The sequence below is a fragment of the Microbacterium helvum genome, from assembly GCF_014779795.1.
Lineage (GTDB): Bacteria > Actinomycetota > Actinomycetes > Actinomycetales > Microbacteriaceae > Microbacterium > Microbacterium helvum.
Genome location: NZ_JACXZS010000004.1, coordinates 87,807 through 104,174, shown reverse-complemented (window position 1 = coordinate 104,174; position 16,368 = coordinate 87,807). Strand labels below are relative to the sequence as shown.

The window sequence follows — 16,368 nt, the reverse complement described above, 5'->3', positions numbered from 1 at the left end:
GACTGCCCATGACCGACGCATCGGAGCCGCGGGAGGACGACGAGAGCGGCCTCCCGCGCTCTCGTCGTGATGCCGACGACAGCCGCCGCGGCACCGACGACGCACCGCGCGCCGCGGGCGCGGCGGACACCGTCGACGACGGTGATCCCGCTGCGGTGCTGCAGGCGCACCTGCGTGCCGCGCGGAGCGAGTTCGAGAGCCAGGTCGCGCAGGCGAAGGCGGACTTCGAAGAGGCGAACGAGCGGATCAAGGAACGCACCGGGCGGGATCTGCTGCTGGCGATCCTGATCGGGCTCGCGATCGGCGCTGCGCTGCTGGCCTCCCTGCTGTTCGTCAAATGGGTCTTCGTGATCTTCGCCCTGGCGGCGGTGCTGCTCTCGATCTTCGAGTTCTCCCGTGCGCTCACCGCGAGCGGCCGGCGCGTGGACCTCGTCCCGCAGCTCATCGCCGGCACGCTCCTGGTGGGCACGGCGTACTTCGTGACGTCGTGGCTGCAGTGGGTCATGCTGTTCGTCGCGCTCGCCTTCGTGGTGGTCTGGCGACTCGTCGCCCAGATGGCGTCGCACGACGGGCGCACCTACGGCACCGTCCTCGGCGATGTGCTCATCGCGACGCTCATCCAGCTCTACGTGGCGTTCCTCGGCAGCCTGTGCATCGTGCTGCTGAGCAAGGACGGCGGCGAGTGGTGGGTGCTCGGCTTCATCGTCGTCGCCGTTGCCGTCGACACCGGTGCGTACATCGCCGGGATCTCGTTCGGCAAGCACCCGATGGCGCCGCGCATCAGTCCGAAGAAGACCTGGGAAGGCTTCGCCGGGGCGGCTGCGGCGGCGATCGTCGCCGGTGTGCTGGTCGGGCTGTTCATGCTCGGACTCGACTGGTGGATGGGAGTCGTGTTCGGGATCGTGATCCTCGCCACCGCCACCGTCGGCGATCTGGGAGAATCGATGATCAAGCGCGACCTCGGCATCAAGGACATGAGCTCGTGGCTCCCCGGCCATGGCGGCGTCCTCGACAGGCTCGACTCGATCCTGCTGTCGGCGGCCGGCGCATTGACCCTGTACTACCTCCTCACCCCCCTGGTGGCAGCATGACGGCATCCGAAGCTCCCGCGCGAGCGTCCTTCCCCGAGACCCGTGGCCGAGAGAAGGGCTACGACCCCGAAGCGGTCGACGAGTTCCTGGCCAGGGCCCGCGGCAGTTTCGAGCGCGGCAGCGATGACATGACCTCTGCGGAGATCCGCCAGGTCGCCTTCCCGCTGGTGCGGCACGGCTACGTCATCGGTTCGGTGGATGCCGCACTCGGCCGCATCGAGGACGCCTTCGCCGCGCGTGAACGGACGACGGCCGTCGCAGCGTCGGGCGCGAACGCGTGGGTCGGCCACACCCGCGACCTGGCTCAGGAGGTGCTGGACCGACTGTCGCGCGCCCGCAAGGAGCGCTTCGACAGAGTGTCGGCCCTGCGCTACGGCTATCGGGTCGATGAGGTCGACCTCGTCGCCGACAAGCTCGCGAAGTACCTCGCGACCGGCGAGTCCGTGACTGTCGAGCAGGTGCGCTCGGTGGCCTTCCGCATGCAGCGCGGCGGATACCACGAGGCGCAGGTCGATGCCGTGCTGGACGCGGTCGTCGAGGTCATGCTCGCCGTCAAGTGAGTCCCGCCGCGTCGGATGGAAAGAACCGACGCGGCTGTGCGAGAATCGGGGCACTGTGACTTCCGGAAACGAGCTGACCCCGTCAAGGCGATCCCGACGTCAGGACGTGTCGACCCGGACCCGCCGTCGTGCTGTCACGCCGAGGCGTGCCGCCTCGCCGACGCCGCGCTGGTCGCGTCGCCGCGGCGTCGTGGGTGCCTTCGCCGCGTTCGCCGCGCTGGGTTTCGTCGCCGCCTACGTCGGACCGATCGGCGTGGCTCTGGCCGACGTCGACGCGGGTGACGAGCCGGTGTCGCTCTACGCGAGCTCGCTGGGCGACGTGCAGACCATCACCGGCGATGCGTCGGCCGAGCCGGCGCCGGCGGCAGAGCTCGACCGCGGCACCTACTCGGTGTACATGAAGCCGAAGCCGACGGTCGAAGCGAAGGCCGCGTCATCCGGCGGCTGGCGCCCGCCGTTCGTCACGCCCAACCCGGGAAGCGCTCAGGCCATCGCTTACGACATGGTCAAGGCTCGCGGCTGGAGCGACAACGAGTTCGCCTGTCTCGTCGCCCTCTGGAAGAAGGAGTCCGGCTGGCGCGTGAACGCGTACAACGCCGGCAGCGGCGCGTACGGCATCCCGCAGGCGCTGCCCGGCAAGAAGATGGCCAGTGCGGGCTCCGACTGGGAGACGAATCCCGCCACGCAGATCACGTGGGGCCTCGGTTACATCAGCGGCCGCTACGGCACGCCGTGCGGCGCGTGGGGCCATTCGCAGAGCACCGGCTGGTACTGAGTCATGCCACGGTCAAACCGCCGCCGCAACGACTCGGGCGGCGACGACTCGTTCGAGCGTCTGCTCGCGGGCTGGAAGCGCACCGAGTATCGCCGCGGCGTGGAGTGGACGGTGCAGCCGGTGTCGGCCGCGCAGGCTCAGAAGGTCTACACCTGTCCGGGATGCGGCGGTTCGATCGACATCGGCGTCGCGCATCTTGTCGCCTGGCGGGCGGACGGCGTCCTCGGGGATGCCGCCGATCTCGCTGCCCGCCGGCACTGGCATCAGCACTGCTGGAAGGTTGCCTGACATGGAGATCCGCGGCCCGATGCAGCTACCCGCGCGGCGCGAAGAGATCGAGCTCGAGACGCTCGACGGCCTGACCCTCGTCGGCGAGCTCGCCCTGCCCGAGCACCGCGACCCGGTGGCGACCCTGGTGACGCTGCATCCGCTGCCCACCGCCGGCGGCTTCATGGACTCGCATATCCTCCGCAAGGCCGCCGGCCGGCTGCCTGCGCTCGCGGATCTCGCGGTGCTGCGGTTCAACACCCGCGGCACGTCGTCGCCGAGGGGGACGAGCGACGGGGCTTTCGACGGCGGCCGCGCCGAGGCGTTCGACGTCGCCGCCGCGATGGACTTCGTGCATGCGCGCGCTCTGCCGCGGCCGTGGTTCGTCGGCTGGTCCTTCGGCACCGAGCTCGCGCTGAAGTACGGACGTGACCACGATGTCGAGGGTGCTGTCCTGCTCTCGCCGCCGCTGCACCGGGCGTCCGACGACGAGGTCGCCGCGTGGGCGGACGATCCGCGTCGTCTCATCGTGCTCGTGCCCGAGTTCGACGACTATCTGCGCCCGGAGGCGGCCGCCCAGCGCTTCGCCAGTGTGCCGGATGCCGTGCTGATCCCCGTCGAGGGCGGCAAGCACCTGTGGGTCGGCGAGAACCAGACGCGTCGCGTGCTCACCGAGATCGTCGCTGCGGTCAATCCGGACGCGCTCCCGCTGCCGACAGAGTGGCACGGCCCGGTCGTCGACGAATAGCCCCTTCTCAGCGCTCGTTCTGTCGCGGGATGACGACCTGACGGAAGATGATCAGGATGCTGGCGGCCACGGGGATCGCGACCAGCGCACCGAGGAGCCCGAGGAGCGATCCGCCGGCGAGCGCGGCGATCACGACGACGGCCCCCGGCACCGATACGGCGCGACCCATGATGCGCGGCGAGATCACGTAAGCCTCGATCTGCATGTAGACGAGGTAGTAGATCGCCGCGACGAGCGCCGTCGTCGGCGAGCCGATGACGAGGCAGAGCAGGACGATGATGGTCGACCCCGTCAGGGTGCCGACGAGCGGGATCAATGAGAAGAAGAAGGCGATGACGGCGAGCACGGCGGGGAAGGGCGCCTTGATGATCGACAGGAAGATGGCGCTCAGGACGCCGTTGATGACGCCGAGCGTCACCTGCCCGATGACGTAGTAGCCGACCGAGTCGGTGATCTGCTCGCCGAGGTCCATGAACCGGGCGCGCTTCGATGCCGGCACGAGCTGATACATCGAGCGCTTCAGGGTGGGCGTCGAGGCGGTGAAGTAGATGGTGAGGATCAGCACGATGAAGGCGCCGGCGAAGCCGCCGATGATGGACCCCACGATGGCGATGATGCTGCTGCCGACCTCGGAGCCGATCGCGCCGACATCCAGCGACGCGTACCAGTCCTCGATGTAGCCCCACACCTCGTCGACGTTCAGCGCCGGGAACACCGTGTGCAGCCAGTCCTGGATGGCTCCGACGGGGTCGTCGAACATGCCCTGCTCGGCGAGGTCCTGGATCGCGCTGACCAGCTGCCCGATCTGCTGGACGATGATCGGGATCACCATGACGACGATCCCCGCGAATGCGGCGAGCACGCCGAGGATCGTGATCAGCACGGCCGCCCAGCGCGGAAGCTTGCGACGTTCCAGCCATGCGACGATCGGATCGAGGCCCAGCGACAGGAACAGCGCCGTGCCGACGTAGAGCAGGATCGTCTGCAGATTCTGGATGCTCCCGATGAGCAGCAGGCCCAGGCCGACGCCGAGGGTCGCGAGCAACGCCGTGCGGAACGGGTTGTGGATCTTCATCGAGGTCCCCTCTGGATCAGCGTCGCCGATAGGTGTCCGCCCAGGATACGCATCGGCGACGTCCGGCTCGGGAACGGCACCCTCCCACGCGCCTCCCAGGTCGTTTTCGCTAGTCTGAACTGTCGAATCGAAGGGCCGCACGCCTCCGTGCGCCCGGGAAAGGGTTTCTTCGTGCGTTTCGTGTGGGCCGTGGCTGCGTTCGTGCTCGCCACCGTGATGATCGGTGCGGGCATCGCCCAACGGACGATCTTCGAGGGACCCAAGTCCGAGACGGCGGCGATCTCGGCTGCAGACGAGGCTCCCTACATGCTGATCGACGGCGCCGTGCTGAACCAGATGCCGGGCACGCAGACGCTCCGCGCACAAGGCGACGGCGAGCTCTTCGCGTCGTACGGCCGGACCTCCGACATGCAGGACTGGCTCGCCGACGCGACCTACAACCGGGTGACGGTAGGCAAGAACGGCAAGATCAAGACGACGTTCGTAGAGCCCGAGCCCACCGAGCCCGAACCGGCCGACCCTGCTGCGACCACCGACCCTGCTGCGACCACCGACCCGGCCGCGGCCGGCGATGCCGTTGCTCCCGCCGAGGGCGCTGACGCCGCCGTGGCGGGGCGCAACCCCGCCGGCTCAGACCTGTGGCTCGACGAGTACGCGCAGACGGATCTGCTGATCGCCCCGCTGCAGCTCCCCGAGGGCATGAGCGTCCTGGTCGCCGCCGACGGCACCGCTCCGGCCCCCAGCAAGGTCACGGTCACGTGGCCGCTGCAGACGTCGACCCCCTGGGCCGGCCCCCTCATCGTCGTCGGCGGCATCCTGATGGCCATCGGCGTCTTCCTGTACATCCTGGGGATCCGTCACGTGCGCCGGCGTCGCGGTCCCCGTCGCAAGGGCCTCCCGCTCCCGGTGACCGAGCCGATCGACATCTCGACGATCGACGATGCCGACAAGGGCGTGATCAGCAGCCAGCCGCCGACGAGGCGTGCCGTCGCGAGCGGCCGACGCGCGTTCGCCGTCGTTCCTGTTGTGGCGGTCTCCGCGCTGCTGTTCAGCGGATGCTCGGCTGACGCGTGGCCCCAGTTCGGCTCATCGCCGACGCCGAGTCCGTCGGCGAGCGTGATCGCTCCCAAGGGGCAGCAGGCGCCGGCTGTCACGAAGGCTCAGGCAGAGCGCATCCTCACCCGCATCGCCGCCACCGTGGCCGACGCCGACGCGGCGATGGACGGCGACCTCGCCGAGACGCGGATGTCGGGCGCGGCGCTCGCGGCTCGCGACACCAACTACAAGCTCCGCTCGCAGATCGCCGACTACAAGGTGCCGGAGCCGATCCACGCCAAGCCGCTCAGCGTCATCCTGCCTCAGGCGTACGACGACTGGCCCCGCTCGGTGATCGTGGTCGGCGCCGACGAGGAGTCGAAGACCTCGAGCATCATGGTGATGTCCCAGGCGGACCCGTGGTCGGACTACCGGCTGTCGTACATCGCCAACCTCGAGGCGTCCACGACGCTGCCGAAACTGGCGCCCACCTACATCGGCGCCGCGCAGGTCGAGCCCGACTCGCCGTTCCTGACGCTCGCTCCCCAGGACGTCGCGGCCGCCTACGCAGACATCATCGACAACGGCGAAGCGAGCGAGTACTACTCGCTGTTCGAGGCGGACGGCGACCAGCTCCGCACGAGCATCGCGGCTGACCGCGAGCGACGCCTGGCAGAGTTCAACCAGACGGCGATGACCACCGCCCAGACCGGAACCCTCGCGTTCAAGGCCACCGCCGGTGTGCAGCCCCCGTTCGCGCTGCAGACGGTCGAGAGCGGTGCCATCGTGGCCGTGAACATCGACGAGACCGATACCGCGACCCCGACCAACGCCGACGCGGTGATCACGAACAACGCCACCGTGGCAGCGCTGGCGGGTGCGACGCAGTCCGCGACCGGAACCACGACCACCTACAGCGACCAGGTGTTCTTCTACGTCCCCGGGCCAGAATCGAATGAGAAGATCCGACTCCTCGGGTATTCGTCCGCCATCCTCGAAGCGAAGGTCATCCCTTGAGCGATCCCTCCCTCGGCGCCGCGGTCCGCGGCGCGGTCGACCTGTCGTCGCTGCGCAATCGCCCCGCACCCGGTGCATCCGGCGACTCAGCGGCTCCCGCCCCGGAGGGTGCGGCTGTCGCCGTGCCCTCGCTTGTTCTGGACGTCACCGACGACACATTCCCGCAGGTGCTCGAGCTCTCGCGCAGCGTGCCCATCGTCGTGGACCTCTGGGCGGAGTGGTGCGGCCCGTGCAAGCAGCTGAGCCCCGTCCTCGAGCGGGTCGTCGCCGAGCTGGGCGGTCGCCTCGTTCTCGCCAAGGTCGACGTCGACGCGAACCCGCAGCTGTCGCAGGCGTTCCGCGCCCAGTCGATCCCGATGGTCGTGGCGCTCGTGGCGGGCCAGCCGGTGCCGCTGTTCACCGGCGCCGTGCCTGAGCAGCAGGTGCGCGACGTGTTCGCCCAGCTGCTTCAGGTCGCGGCGCAGAACGGCGTCACGGGCACGGCCGTCGTTGACGGACAGGCACCTGCAGCACCGTCCGAGCCCGAAGAGGCGCCGCTGCCACCGCTCCACGCCGAAGCCTACGACGCCATCGAGGCCGGCGATTACGCCCGCGCCGTCATCGCGTACGAGAAGGCGCTGGCGGAGAATCCGCGAGACGAGGAAGCGCGCGCCGGCCTCGGGCAGGTGCGTCTGCTCGATCGTGTGCAGGGCCTCGATCTGCAGGAGGCCCGGGCCGCCGCGGCGGCCGCGCCGACCGATGTGCCCGCGCAGCTGGCGGTCGCCGACCTCGACCTCGCGGGCGGACATGTCGACGACGCGTTCGGTCGCCTGCTCGATCTCTTCGCTCAGCTTCCCGCGGACGACTGCGGACCGGTGCGCGAGCGTCTGCTGGAGCTGTTCGCGCTGGTCGGCGACGCCGACCCGCGCGTCGCGTCCGCCCGCGCGCGGCTCGCGTCCCTGCTCTTCTGAGCATCGCGGACTGTCCGGCAGCGCCGAGCTCAGCCCTTGGTGGGCGAAGGCACGTGCGCAGGTGTCTCGTGGCGCAGCCAGAGCACCCCCAGTGGCGGCAGCACGAGCGTGGCCCGGCCACCCTCGCCGGCGTGCACCACGCCGAGGTTGCCGACACCGGACCCGCCGTACGCGTGCGAATCGGTGTTCAGGATCTCGTGCCAGACGCCGCTCTCGGGAAGATCGAGCTCGTACGCCGGCAGCGGAGTCCCCGAGAAGTTCGCGGCGACCACCACGGTGTTGCCGTGCCAGTCGCGTCGCGCGAAGGCGATGACGTTCGGGTTCCACGTGGGCGCTCCCAGACGCGTGAACGCCGCACCGTCGCTGTCGCGTGACCACATCGGCGAGTTCTCGCGATAGACGCGGTTCAGCGCGCCCACGAAGCCCAGCAGCTCGGCATGGCTGGGCTGGTCGAGCAGCCACCAGTCGAGCGAGCGGGCCTCGGACCACTCCGACAGCTGGCCGAACTCCTGGCCCATGAACAGCAGTTGCTTGCCCGGGTGCCCCCACATGTAAGCCAGGAACGCACGCATGTTCGCGAGCTTCTGCCAATGATCGCCCGGCATGCGCCCGAACAGGCTGCCCTTGCCGTGCACGACCTCGTCGTGGCTGATGGGCAGCACGTAGTTCTCGCTGAACGCGTAGACGAACGAGAACGACAGTTCGCCTTCATGGTGCGACCGGTGGATCGGATCCCGTTTGATGTACTCGAGCGAGTCGTTCATCCACCCCATGTTCCACTTGAAGCCGAAGCCGAGTCCGGCCTGGCTCGTGGGGGCGGTCACACCGGGGAAGCTGGTCGACTCCTCCGCGATCATCGCGATGCCGGGGTAGCGCTTGTAGGCGGTGGCGTTGACCTCCTGCAGGAAGCGGATCGCCTCCAGGTTCTCGCGCCCGCCGTGGATGTTCGGCTCCCACTCGCCGTCGCTGCGGGAGTAGTCCAGGTAGAGCATCGAGGCGACGGCATCCACTCTCAGACCGTCGACGTGGAACTCCTCGAACCAGTACAGCGCGTTCGCGACGAGGAAGTTGCGCACCTCGTTGCGGCCGTAGTCGAAGATGTACGTGCCCCAGTCCCTGTGCTCGCCGCGCCGGGGATCGGGGTGTTCGTAGAGCGGCTCGCCGTCGAAGCGGGCCAGAGCGAACGCGTCCTTCGGGAAGTGCCCCGGGACCCAGTCCATGATCACGCCGACGCCCGCCTGGTGCAGCCGGTCGATGAGGTATCGCAGATCGTCGGGGTGGCCGTAGCGGCTCGTCGGCGCGTAGTAGCCGGTGACCTGGTAGCCCCACGAGCCGCCGAACGGGTGCTCGGCCAGCGGCAGGAACTCCACATGCGTGAACCCGTGCGCCGCGACGTACTCGATGATCTGGTCGGCGGCATCCCGGTACGTCAGTCCCTGCCGCCAGGAGCCGAAGTGCAGCTCGTAGACCGACATCGGCTTCGACACCGGAGCGCTCTGCGCACGAGCCGCGAGCCACGCGCCGTCGCCCCATGCGTGCGAGGCGTGGACCACCACGGACGCCGTCGCGGGCGGAACCTCGGCCAGGCGCGCCATCGGGTCCGCCTTGAGCATCCAGTCGCCGGCGCGTCCGCGGATCTCGAACTTGTACGCGGTCCCGGGGCCGAGGCCCGGGATGAACAGCTCCCACACGCCGCTGGCGCCCATCGACCGCATCGCGTGGCCCTGGCCGTCCCATCCGTTGAAGTCGCCGACGACCCGCACGGCGCGGGCGTTGGGAGCCCACACCGCGAACGAGACCCCGGAGCTGCCGTCATCCTCGCGCACGTGCGAGCCGAGCACGCGCCACAGCTCTTCGTGGCGGCCCTCGCCGATGAGGTGCAGGTCGAGCTCGCCGATCGTCGGCTCATGCCGGTAGGGGTCGTCCGCCACGTAGTCGGGGCCCTGGGGATAGGTCGCCGTGAGTTCGTATGCGATGCGGGCACCGGCTCGGGTGCCCTCCCAGATGCCCGAGCGCACGTGCTCGAGCGGGACGCGGGTGCCGTCGTCGAAGACCGCCGTGACGCTGCGTGCCAGCGGACGCCGGGCCCGGATCGTCCAGGTGGCGGTGCCCTCCGCATCGGTATCGGGGTGGATGCCGAGCACGGCGTGCGGGTCGTGGTGAGTGCCGGCGGCGACGGCGTCGAGGAGCTGGTCGGAGGGTGTCGTCATCGGGACTCCTTCACGTGCAGGATGTGGACCGGCTCGGTGAACGCGTCGAGCATGACGTAGTTGTGCTCGGCCCACGTCCAGCGGGCGCCCGTCACGAGATCCTCGACCTCGTAGGGCGTGCCGGGTTCGACACCCCATACGCGGGTGTCGAGGTGGACCATCGTCTGGCGCACCGAATGCGGATCGGTGTTGACGACGACGATCACGGTGTCGTTGCGGCCGTCGGGGGAGAGCGCGGCGTCGAGGTGCTTGACGTAGACGAGGATCGCGTCGTCGTCGCTCCAGTGCACGCTGAGGTTGCGCAGCTGACGCAGCGCGGGGTGCGCGCTGCGGATGGCGTTGAGCTTCGCCAGGTACGGGGCGAGCGAGTCGCCGCGCTCGATCGCGCCCGCCCAGTCGCGCAGCTTGTACTCGTACTTCTCGTTGTCGATGTTCTCTTCCGACCCCGGTCGAGCGACGTTCTCGTACAGCTCGTAGCCCGCGTAGACGCCGTAGGTGGGCGCCGCCGTCGCCGCGATCGCGGCCCGGATGCGATAGGCGGGCCGACCGCCGAACTGCAGGTACTCGGTGAGGATGTCGGGCGTGTTGACGAACAGGTTCGGCCGCAGGAACGCGTCGGTGGAGTGCGAGAGCCCCGTGAGGAACTCTTCGAGCTCGGCCTTGGTGTTGCGCCACGTGAAGTAGGTGTAGCTCTGCTGGAAGCCCGCCGCCGCGAGGCTCTGCATCGGCGCGGGGCGTGTGAAGGCCTCGGCGAGGAAGACGACGTCGGGCGTCTCGTCGGTGACCGTGCGGATCAGCCATTCCCAGAACTGCAGGGGCTTGGTGTGCGGGTTGTCCACGCGGAAGATGCGCACGCCCTGTGAGATCCAGTGGCGCACGACCCTAAGCACCTCCGCGCGGATGCCGACAGGGTCGTTGTCGAAGTTGACCGGGTAGATGTCCTGGTACTTCTTCGGGGGGTTCTCGGCGTAGGCGATCGATCCGTCCGGCAGCGTCGTGAACCACTCCGGGTGCTCGGCGACCCACGGATGATCGGGCGCCGCCTGAAGCGCGAGGTCGAGCGCGATCTCCAGCCCTTCGCCGCGCGCGGCGCGCACGAACGCACGGAAGTCCGCGAGCGTGCCGAGGTCCGGATGCACCGCGTCATGGCCGCCGGCCGCGGACCCGATCGCCCACGGCGAGCCGGGGTCGCCGGGACCCGCGTCGAGCGTGTTGTTCGGTCCCTTGCGATTGAGCGTGCCGATGGGGTGGATGGGCGGCAGGTAGACGACGTCGAAGCCCATCTGCGCCACCGCGGGCAGCCGTCTGGCAGCGGTGCGGAACGTGCCGCTCTTGATCGTCCCGTCCTTGAGCCGCCTCGCACCCTCCGAGCGCGGGAAGAACTCGTACCAGGCGCCCACACCGGCGCGCTCCCGCTCGACGAGCAGCTCGAGGTCGGCGCCGAGCGTCACGAGCGACATCACGGGCCGCTGGCGGAAGTACGCCGCCAGCGAGGGGTCATCGACGACCGTGAGCGCGCCGTCGTCGTCGAGGTCCGCGTCGCGGAGGGATGCCGCCGCCACCGCGAGCGCCTTCCTCTCGGCCGCAGGCCGGCCCTTCTCGGCACCGGCGCGCTCGAACAGCAGCGCGCCGAGCTCACGCATGAGGGCAGCATCCACCCCCGCCGCGATCTTGACGGATGCCGCGTGGTGCCAGGTCGCGAAGTCGTCGCCGAAGGATTCGAACCGGAAGCGCCAGACCCCTTGCTCGAGCAAGGCGACCTGCGTCTGCCAGCGGTCGAAGCCGTCCTCGAGCGGCGCGAGCCGGTGCAGCGATTCGTCGCCCGAGGGGGAGAAGAGCCGCAGCTGCACCCCGATGCGGTCGTGCCCCTCGCGGAACGCGGTGACGCGGAACGGCACCACCTCGCCCTCGTACCCGGTGGGCCGGTAGTCGCCCCAGGGCACCGCCGGGAACGGCTGGGCCAGCGGTATCCGGCGGGCGACCGTGTCGGGGTCGGGCTGCCAGGCGCGGGCATCGCGGACAGGGAGGGCCGAGGCGCTCCGCCACGGGCGGGAGCGCGCGGAGCGCGTCGTCGTGACCACGTCTCGAACCTACCGTCCCCGTCGCCAGGAAGACAGCGCGCTGGCGTCACCGACGTGACCGAAGCGTGCTGTCACTCGGCGCGGAACAGGTGCATCGAGGTGCCCGTGAGCGACACGACGTCTCCCGGGGCGTACACGGCACCGTCTGCCGAGGGTGTCTCGTCGGCGCTCGACCACAGCGAGACGTATCGGGTCACGCCGTCGGCGTCGGGAAGGGTGACGTCGATGGGGCGCTCGGTGCCGTGGATCATGAGCAGGATCCGGTTGAAGTCCTCGAATTCGGGGGTGGAGGCCGCGACATACTGCAGCGTGCGGTGCGAGGGGTCGGTCCAGCGCTCGATCGACATGGTCTCGCCGTGCTCGTCGTACCACTCCATCAGCGACGCGGACGGCGTGTGCTCGCCGAGCCGCGCGAACCGGCTCGGGCGCAGCGCGGGGTTCTCTCGCCGCAGCCGCAGCAGATGCCGCACGTGGGCGTAGAGGTCCTGCTGCCAGGGCGTGTGCTCCCAGCGCAGCCAGGTCAGGTCGGAGTCGTGGCAGTAGGCGTTGTTGTTGCCGTTCTGGGTGCGCGCGTACTCGTCGCCCGCCGTGATCATGGGCACCCCGGCCGACAGCAGCAGCGTGCCGATCAGATTGCGCATGGCCTTGCGCCGCGTCGCGAGGATCGCCGGGTCGCCGGTGCGGCCCTCGAGGCCGTGGTTGAAGGACCGGTTGGTGTCGGCCCCGTCGCGGCCGTGCTCACCGTTGGCGTGGTTGTGCTTGACGTCGTACGAGACCAGGTCGCGCAGCGTGAACCCGTCGTGCGCGGTGACGAAGTTGATGCCCGCGAGCGGTCCGCGCGCCTCGTCGAAGGTGTTCGCCGAGCCGGCCAGCCGGTGCGCGAGTCCGCCGATCCCGACCGGCGACACGTTCGCACGGCGGGCGTAGTCGACGTCGCTCAGCCAGAAGTTGCGGACGCGGTCGCGGTAGCGGTCGTTCCACTCGCTCCAGCCGTCGCCGAAGCCGCCCGTCTGCCAGCCGCCCATGCCGACGTCCCAGGGCTCGGCGATCTTCTTGACGTCGGCCAGCGCGGGGTCGTCGATGATCGCACGGAGGAGGGGATGCTGCGCCGTGAACTCATGCGTCGCGTCGCGGCCGAGCGTCACGGCGAGATCGAAGCGGAAGCCGTCGATCTGCACCTCGTCGGACCAGTAGCGCAGCGAGTCGAGTACGAGGCGGGCGGCGGCATCGGTGGACGTGTCGAGCGAGTTGCCGCACCCGGTGACGTCGATGTAGGCGCCGTCGTCCTGCTGGCGGTAGTAGGCCCGGTTGTCGATGCCGCGAAGACTCGACCGCGGTCCGCCCAGCCCTTCTTCCGCCGTGTGGTTGTAGACGACGTCGAGGATGACCTCCAGCCCCGCCTCGTGCAGCAGCTTCACCATTCCCTTGAACTCGCGCAGCACGGCCTCCGGCCCCTGCCTGCGCGCCTCTTCCGTCGCATACGCGGTGTGCGGCGTGAAGAAGTTGAGGGTGTTGTAGCCCCAGTAGTTGGCCAGGCCGTGCTGCAGCAGTCGGGGCTCTGTGGCGAACGCGTGCACGGGCAGCAGCTCGATGCTCGTCACCCCGAGGTCGAGGAAGTGCTGGACCATCGCCGGATGCGCGAGCCCCGCGTACGTGCCGCGCAGCGCCCCGGGCAGCTCGGGATGACGCTTCGACATGCCCTTCACGTGGCCTTCGTACAGCACGGTGCGATCGAGCGGGATGGCCGGCTTGCGCGACGCGCCCCAGTCGAACGACCCCTCGACGACGACCGAGCGCCAGCCGTCGTAACCGGTGCGCACGAGCCCTTTCGTATACGGCTCGAGCAGCAGCGTCCCGCGGTTGAAGGTGTTGCCGGCGCCCTGCGGCCCGTCCACCCGTATCGCGTACGGCGTCCCGGGACGCAGCAGCGACGAGGTGATCTCCCACACGCCGTCGCCTGCCGGCGAGAGCGGCTCGGTGGCGGTGATCCAGTCCAGATCCGTGTCGTCGAACACCACGAGCTCGACCGCGTCGGCGGCCCCCGACCACACGCGCAGGCGGGCACCGCCCGGCACGAGCTCGATGCCCAGCCCGTCCAGTCCGGCACTGAGCAGACCCGCGGCGGGATGAGTGACGACGGTCTCCGGGCTCACCATGCGGACTACGATAACCATGGTCCGAGTCGGTGGCGTTACGGGACCGCGTCCCGCAGGCCACGGCACTCGGTGCGATCGAACGGACGTGAGCGGAGGGATGCCGGGTGCCCGTCTACCTCGACCACGCGGCGACCGCGCCGCTGCGCCCCGAGGCGCGTGACGCCTGGGTGGCGGCGGCGTCCGAGGTCGGCAACGCGTCCTCGATCCACGGCGCCGGACAGGACGCTCGGCGCACCCTCGAAGAGGCGCGGGAGCGTCTGGCGGCGGTACTCGACGCCGACCCCATCGAGGTCGTCTTCACCTCCGGCGGCACCGAGGCAGTGAACCTGGCGATCAAGGGACTGTGGTGGGCGCGCGCGGCCTCGACCGATGCGGTCGCGCTGCCCGACGGCGAGCACCACGCGACGCTCGACGCGGTCGAATGGCTGCAGGCGCAGGGTGCCGGGGTGCGTCATGTGGCTCTCGACGCCGTCGGCCGGATCCCTGTGGAGACCTTCTCGCGTGCACTGCCCGGCTCGGCGCTGGCCACGGCGCTGGTCGCCAACAACGAGGTCGGCACGGTCAACGACGCGGCGGGACTGGCGCAGGCCGCGGCGGCCGCCGCTGTGCCGCTGCACCTCGACGCCGTCGCGGCCTTCGGCCATCTGCCCGTCACGTTCCGCTCCTGGCGCGGGGGCGCGCAGGGACGCACCGGACTCGTGGCGCTGAGCGTGTCGGCCCACAAGATCGGCGGGCCGGCCGGCGTCGGCGCCCTCGTAGTGTCGCGCACGGCCGAGTTGTCCGCACTCGTCCACGGTGGAGCGCAGCAGCGTCGTCTTCGCGCCGGCACCCAGGACGTCGCCGGCGCCGCGGCCTTCGCGGTGGCCGCCGAGCTGGCCGAGGCCGAGCGCGAGGCCGAGGCCGCCCGGCTCATCGGACTGCGGGAGCGCCTGGTGGGCGGCATCCGTGCGACCATCCCCGGGGCGCAGCTGCTCGGCGATCCCGTCGACCGCGTGCCGGGCAACGCCCACGTGCTGTTCCCCGGCGCTTCGGGCGAGACACTGCTGTTCCTGCTCGATCGGGCAGGTATCGCTGTGTCGACGGGCTCGGCGTGCCAGGCCGGTGTGCCCGAGCCGTCGCACGTCGTGCTGGCGCTCGGACGCAGCGACGCCGAGGCTCGTCAGGTGCTGCGATTCACCCTCGGCCGCACCACGACCGCGGAGGACGTGGATGCCGCGCTGGCGGCGCTTCCCGAGGCCGTGGAGCGCGCGCGTGCGGCATCCGGCCCTCGCACAGGCCGGGCTTCGTAGACTGGGACCATGCGGATCCTGGCAGCCATGAGCGGTGGAGTGGATTCCGCCGTCGCGGCCGCACGGGCCGTCGAGGCGGGCCACGAGGTCGTCGGCGTGCATCTGGCGCTCTCGCGCGCGGGCGGCACGCTGCGCACCGGCAGCCGCGGCTGCTGCACGATCGAGGACGCCATGGACGCGCGCCGGGCGGCCGATCGCCTGGGCATCCCGTTCTACGTGTGGGACTTCTCGGAGCGGTTCCGCGACGACGTCATCGAGGACTTCGTGTCGGAGTACCGCGCCGGCCGCACGCCGAACCCGTGCATGCGGTGCAACGAGAAGATCAAGTTCGCAGCGCTGCTCGAACGGGCGATCGAGCTCGGCTTCGACGCCGTCTGCACCGGGCACTATGCGACGCTCGTCGACGGTCCTGAGGGGCTGGAGCTCCACCGCGCGTCGGATGCCGCCAAGGACCAGTCCTACGTGCTCGGCGTGCTCAATGCGGAGCAGCTCGCGCACACGTACTTCCCGTTGGGTTCGACCCCGTCGAAGGCGCTCGTGCGCGCAGAGGCGAAGGAGCGCGGGCTCTCGGTGGCGCAGAAGCCCGACAGCCACGACATCTGCTTCATCCCCGACGGCGACACGCGCGGCTGGCTGGCTGAGAAGGTCGGCGCCGAGCAGGGCGACATCGTCGATCGGACAGGGGCCGTCATCGGCACCCACGAGGGCGCGCACGCGTTCACCGTGGGGCAGCGGCGCGGCCTGCAGCTCGGCGTGCCCGCGCCCGACGGCAAGCCCCGGTTCGTGCTCGAGGTGCGTCCGGTGTCGAACACCGTCGTCGTTGGCCCCAAGGAGGCGCTCGCGACGGCCGAGATCGCGGGGGAGCGGTACTCGTGGGCCGGGCGTCCGCAGGCCGAGGGCGACTTCGCGTGCCACGTGCAGATCCGCGCGCACGCCGACCCCGTGCCGGCGACGGCGACGCTCGCCGACGGCCGGCTGACGGTCGTCCCCGAGACCCCCTTCGACGGCGTGGCGCCGGGCCAGACGGCCGTGCTCTACGACGGCACGCGTGTCATCGGCCAGTTCACCATCGCGACGACGGTCTCGGCGGTGCCCGTCTCGGCGTGAGACCCGG

Annotated in this window: 13 protein-coding genes; 9 read left to right on the top strand and 4 right to left on the bottom strand. The window is 70.2% G+C overall.

The window, feature by feature from the left end; genetic code table 11:
- The first annotated feature begins 8 nt into the window (after positions 1–8).
- The 5 genes from IF188_RS07455 (at position 9) to IF188_RS07435 (ending at position 3,441) form a co-directional block, all read left to right on the top strand.
- On the top strand, positions 9–1,091 hold the full coding sequence (locus tag IF188_RS07455) for a phosphatidate cytidylyltransferase (RefSeq protein ID WP_191171154.1): 1,083 nt from the start codon (positions 9–11) through the stop codon (positions 1,089–1,091).
- A complete protein-coding gene (locus IF188_RS07450) occupies positions 1,088–1,651 on the top strand; it encodes a DivIVA domain-containing protein (RefSeq protein WP_191171153.1) in 564 nt (187 codons plus the stop codon). The genes IF188_RS07455 and IF188_RS07450 overlap by 4 nt, the downstream gene beginning before the upstream one ends.
- Before the next feature lie 106 nt (positions 1,652–1,757).
- Entirely contained in the window at positions 1,758–2,426 is a 669-nt protein-coding gene (locus tag IF188_RS07445) for an aggregation-promoting factor C-terminal-like domain-containing protein (protein WP_318152831.1), read from the top strand.
- Between the two features lie 3 nt (positions 2,427–2,429).
- The gene (locus IF188_RS07440; protein ID WP_191171152.1) at positions 2,430–2,714 is read left to right on the top strand and encodes a hypothetical protein; all 285 of its coding nucleotides are present in this window, start codon (positions 2,430–2,432) and stop codon (positions 2,712–2,714) included.
- A 1-nt stretch (position 2,715) separates the two neighbouring features.
- Positions 2,716–3,441, top strand: a complete 726-nt coding sequence (locus tag IF188_RS07435; RefSeq protein WP_191171151.1) for an alpha/beta hydrolase — start codon at positions 2,716–2,718, stop codon at positions 3,439–3,441.
- A 7-nt stretch (positions 3,442–3,448) separates the two neighbouring features.
- On the opposite strand, the gene IF188_RS07430 is transcribed toward IF188_RS07435, so the two are convergent.
- The gene (locus IF188_RS07430; protein WP_191171150.1) at positions 3,449–4,516 is read right to left on the bottom strand and encodes an AI-2E family transporter; all 1,068 of its coding nucleotides are present in this window, start codon (positions 4,514–4,516) and stop codon (positions 3,449–3,451) included.
- A gap of 171 nt (positions 4,517–4,687) precedes the next feature.
- On the opposite strand from IF188_RS07430, the gene IF188_RS07425 reads away from it, so the two are divergent.
- Positions 4,688–6,568, top strand: a complete 1,881-nt coding sequence (locus IF188_RS07425; RefSeq protein WP_191171149.1) for a glycosyl transferase — start codon at positions 4,688–4,690, stop codon at positions 6,566–6,568.
- Complete coding sequence (locus IF188_RS07420; protein ID WP_191171148.1) at positions 6,565–7,518, top strand: tetratricopeptide repeat protein; 954 nt, start codon at positions 6,565–6,567, stop codon at positions 7,516–7,518. Before IF188_RS07425 ends, IF188_RS07420 begins: the two co-directional genes overlap by 4 nt.
- Before the next feature lie 29 nt (positions 7,519–7,547).
- Here the strand turns inward: IF188_RS07420 and glgB are convergent, their stop codons facing one another.
- From glgB to glgX, 3 genes are all read right to left on the bottom strand, one after another.
- The gene (glgB, locus tag IF188_RS07415; RefSeq protein ID WP_191171147.1) at positions 7,548–9,728 is read right to left on the bottom strand and encodes a 1,4-alpha-glucan branching protein GlgB; all 2,181 of its coding nucleotides are present in this window, start codon (positions 9,726–9,728) and stop codon (positions 7,548–7,550) included.
- Entirely contained in the window at positions 9,725–11,809 is a 2,085-nt protein-coding gene (locus IF188_RS07410) for a maltotransferase domain-containing protein (RefSeq protein ID WP_396652745.1), read from the bottom strand. The genes glgB and IF188_RS07410 overlap by 4 nt, the downstream gene beginning before the upstream one ends.
- Before the next feature lie 71 nt (positions 11,810–11,880).
- Positions 11,881–13,965, bottom strand: coding sequence for a glycogen debranching protein GlgX (glgX, locus tag IF188_RS07405; RefSeq protein WP_191171146.1), 2,085 nt, complete (start codon positions 13,963–13,965; stop codon positions 11,881–11,883).
- Between the two features lie 104 nt (positions 13,966–14,069).
- Here glgX and IF188_RS07400 point away from each other — a divergent pair, with 104 nt between their 5' ends.
- Together IF188_RS07400 and mnmA are read left to right on the top strand one after the other, a co-directional pair.
- Positions 14,070–15,254: a cysteine desulfurase family protein gene (locus IF188_RS07400; RefSeq protein ID WP_191171145.1), complete on the top strand. Its 1,185-nt coding sequence runs from the start codon at positions 14,070–14,072 to the stop codon at positions 15,252–15,254.
- Between the two features lie 9 nt (positions 15,255–15,263).
- Positions 15,264–16,361 (top strand): tRNA 2-thiouridine(34) synthase MnmA, encoded by a 1,098-nt coding sequence (mnmA, locus tag IF188_RS07395; RefSeq protein ID WP_191171144.1) that lies wholly within the window; start codon positions 15,264–15,266, stop codon positions 16,359–16,361.
- The last annotated feature ends 7 nt before the right edge of the window (positions 16,362–16,368 follow it).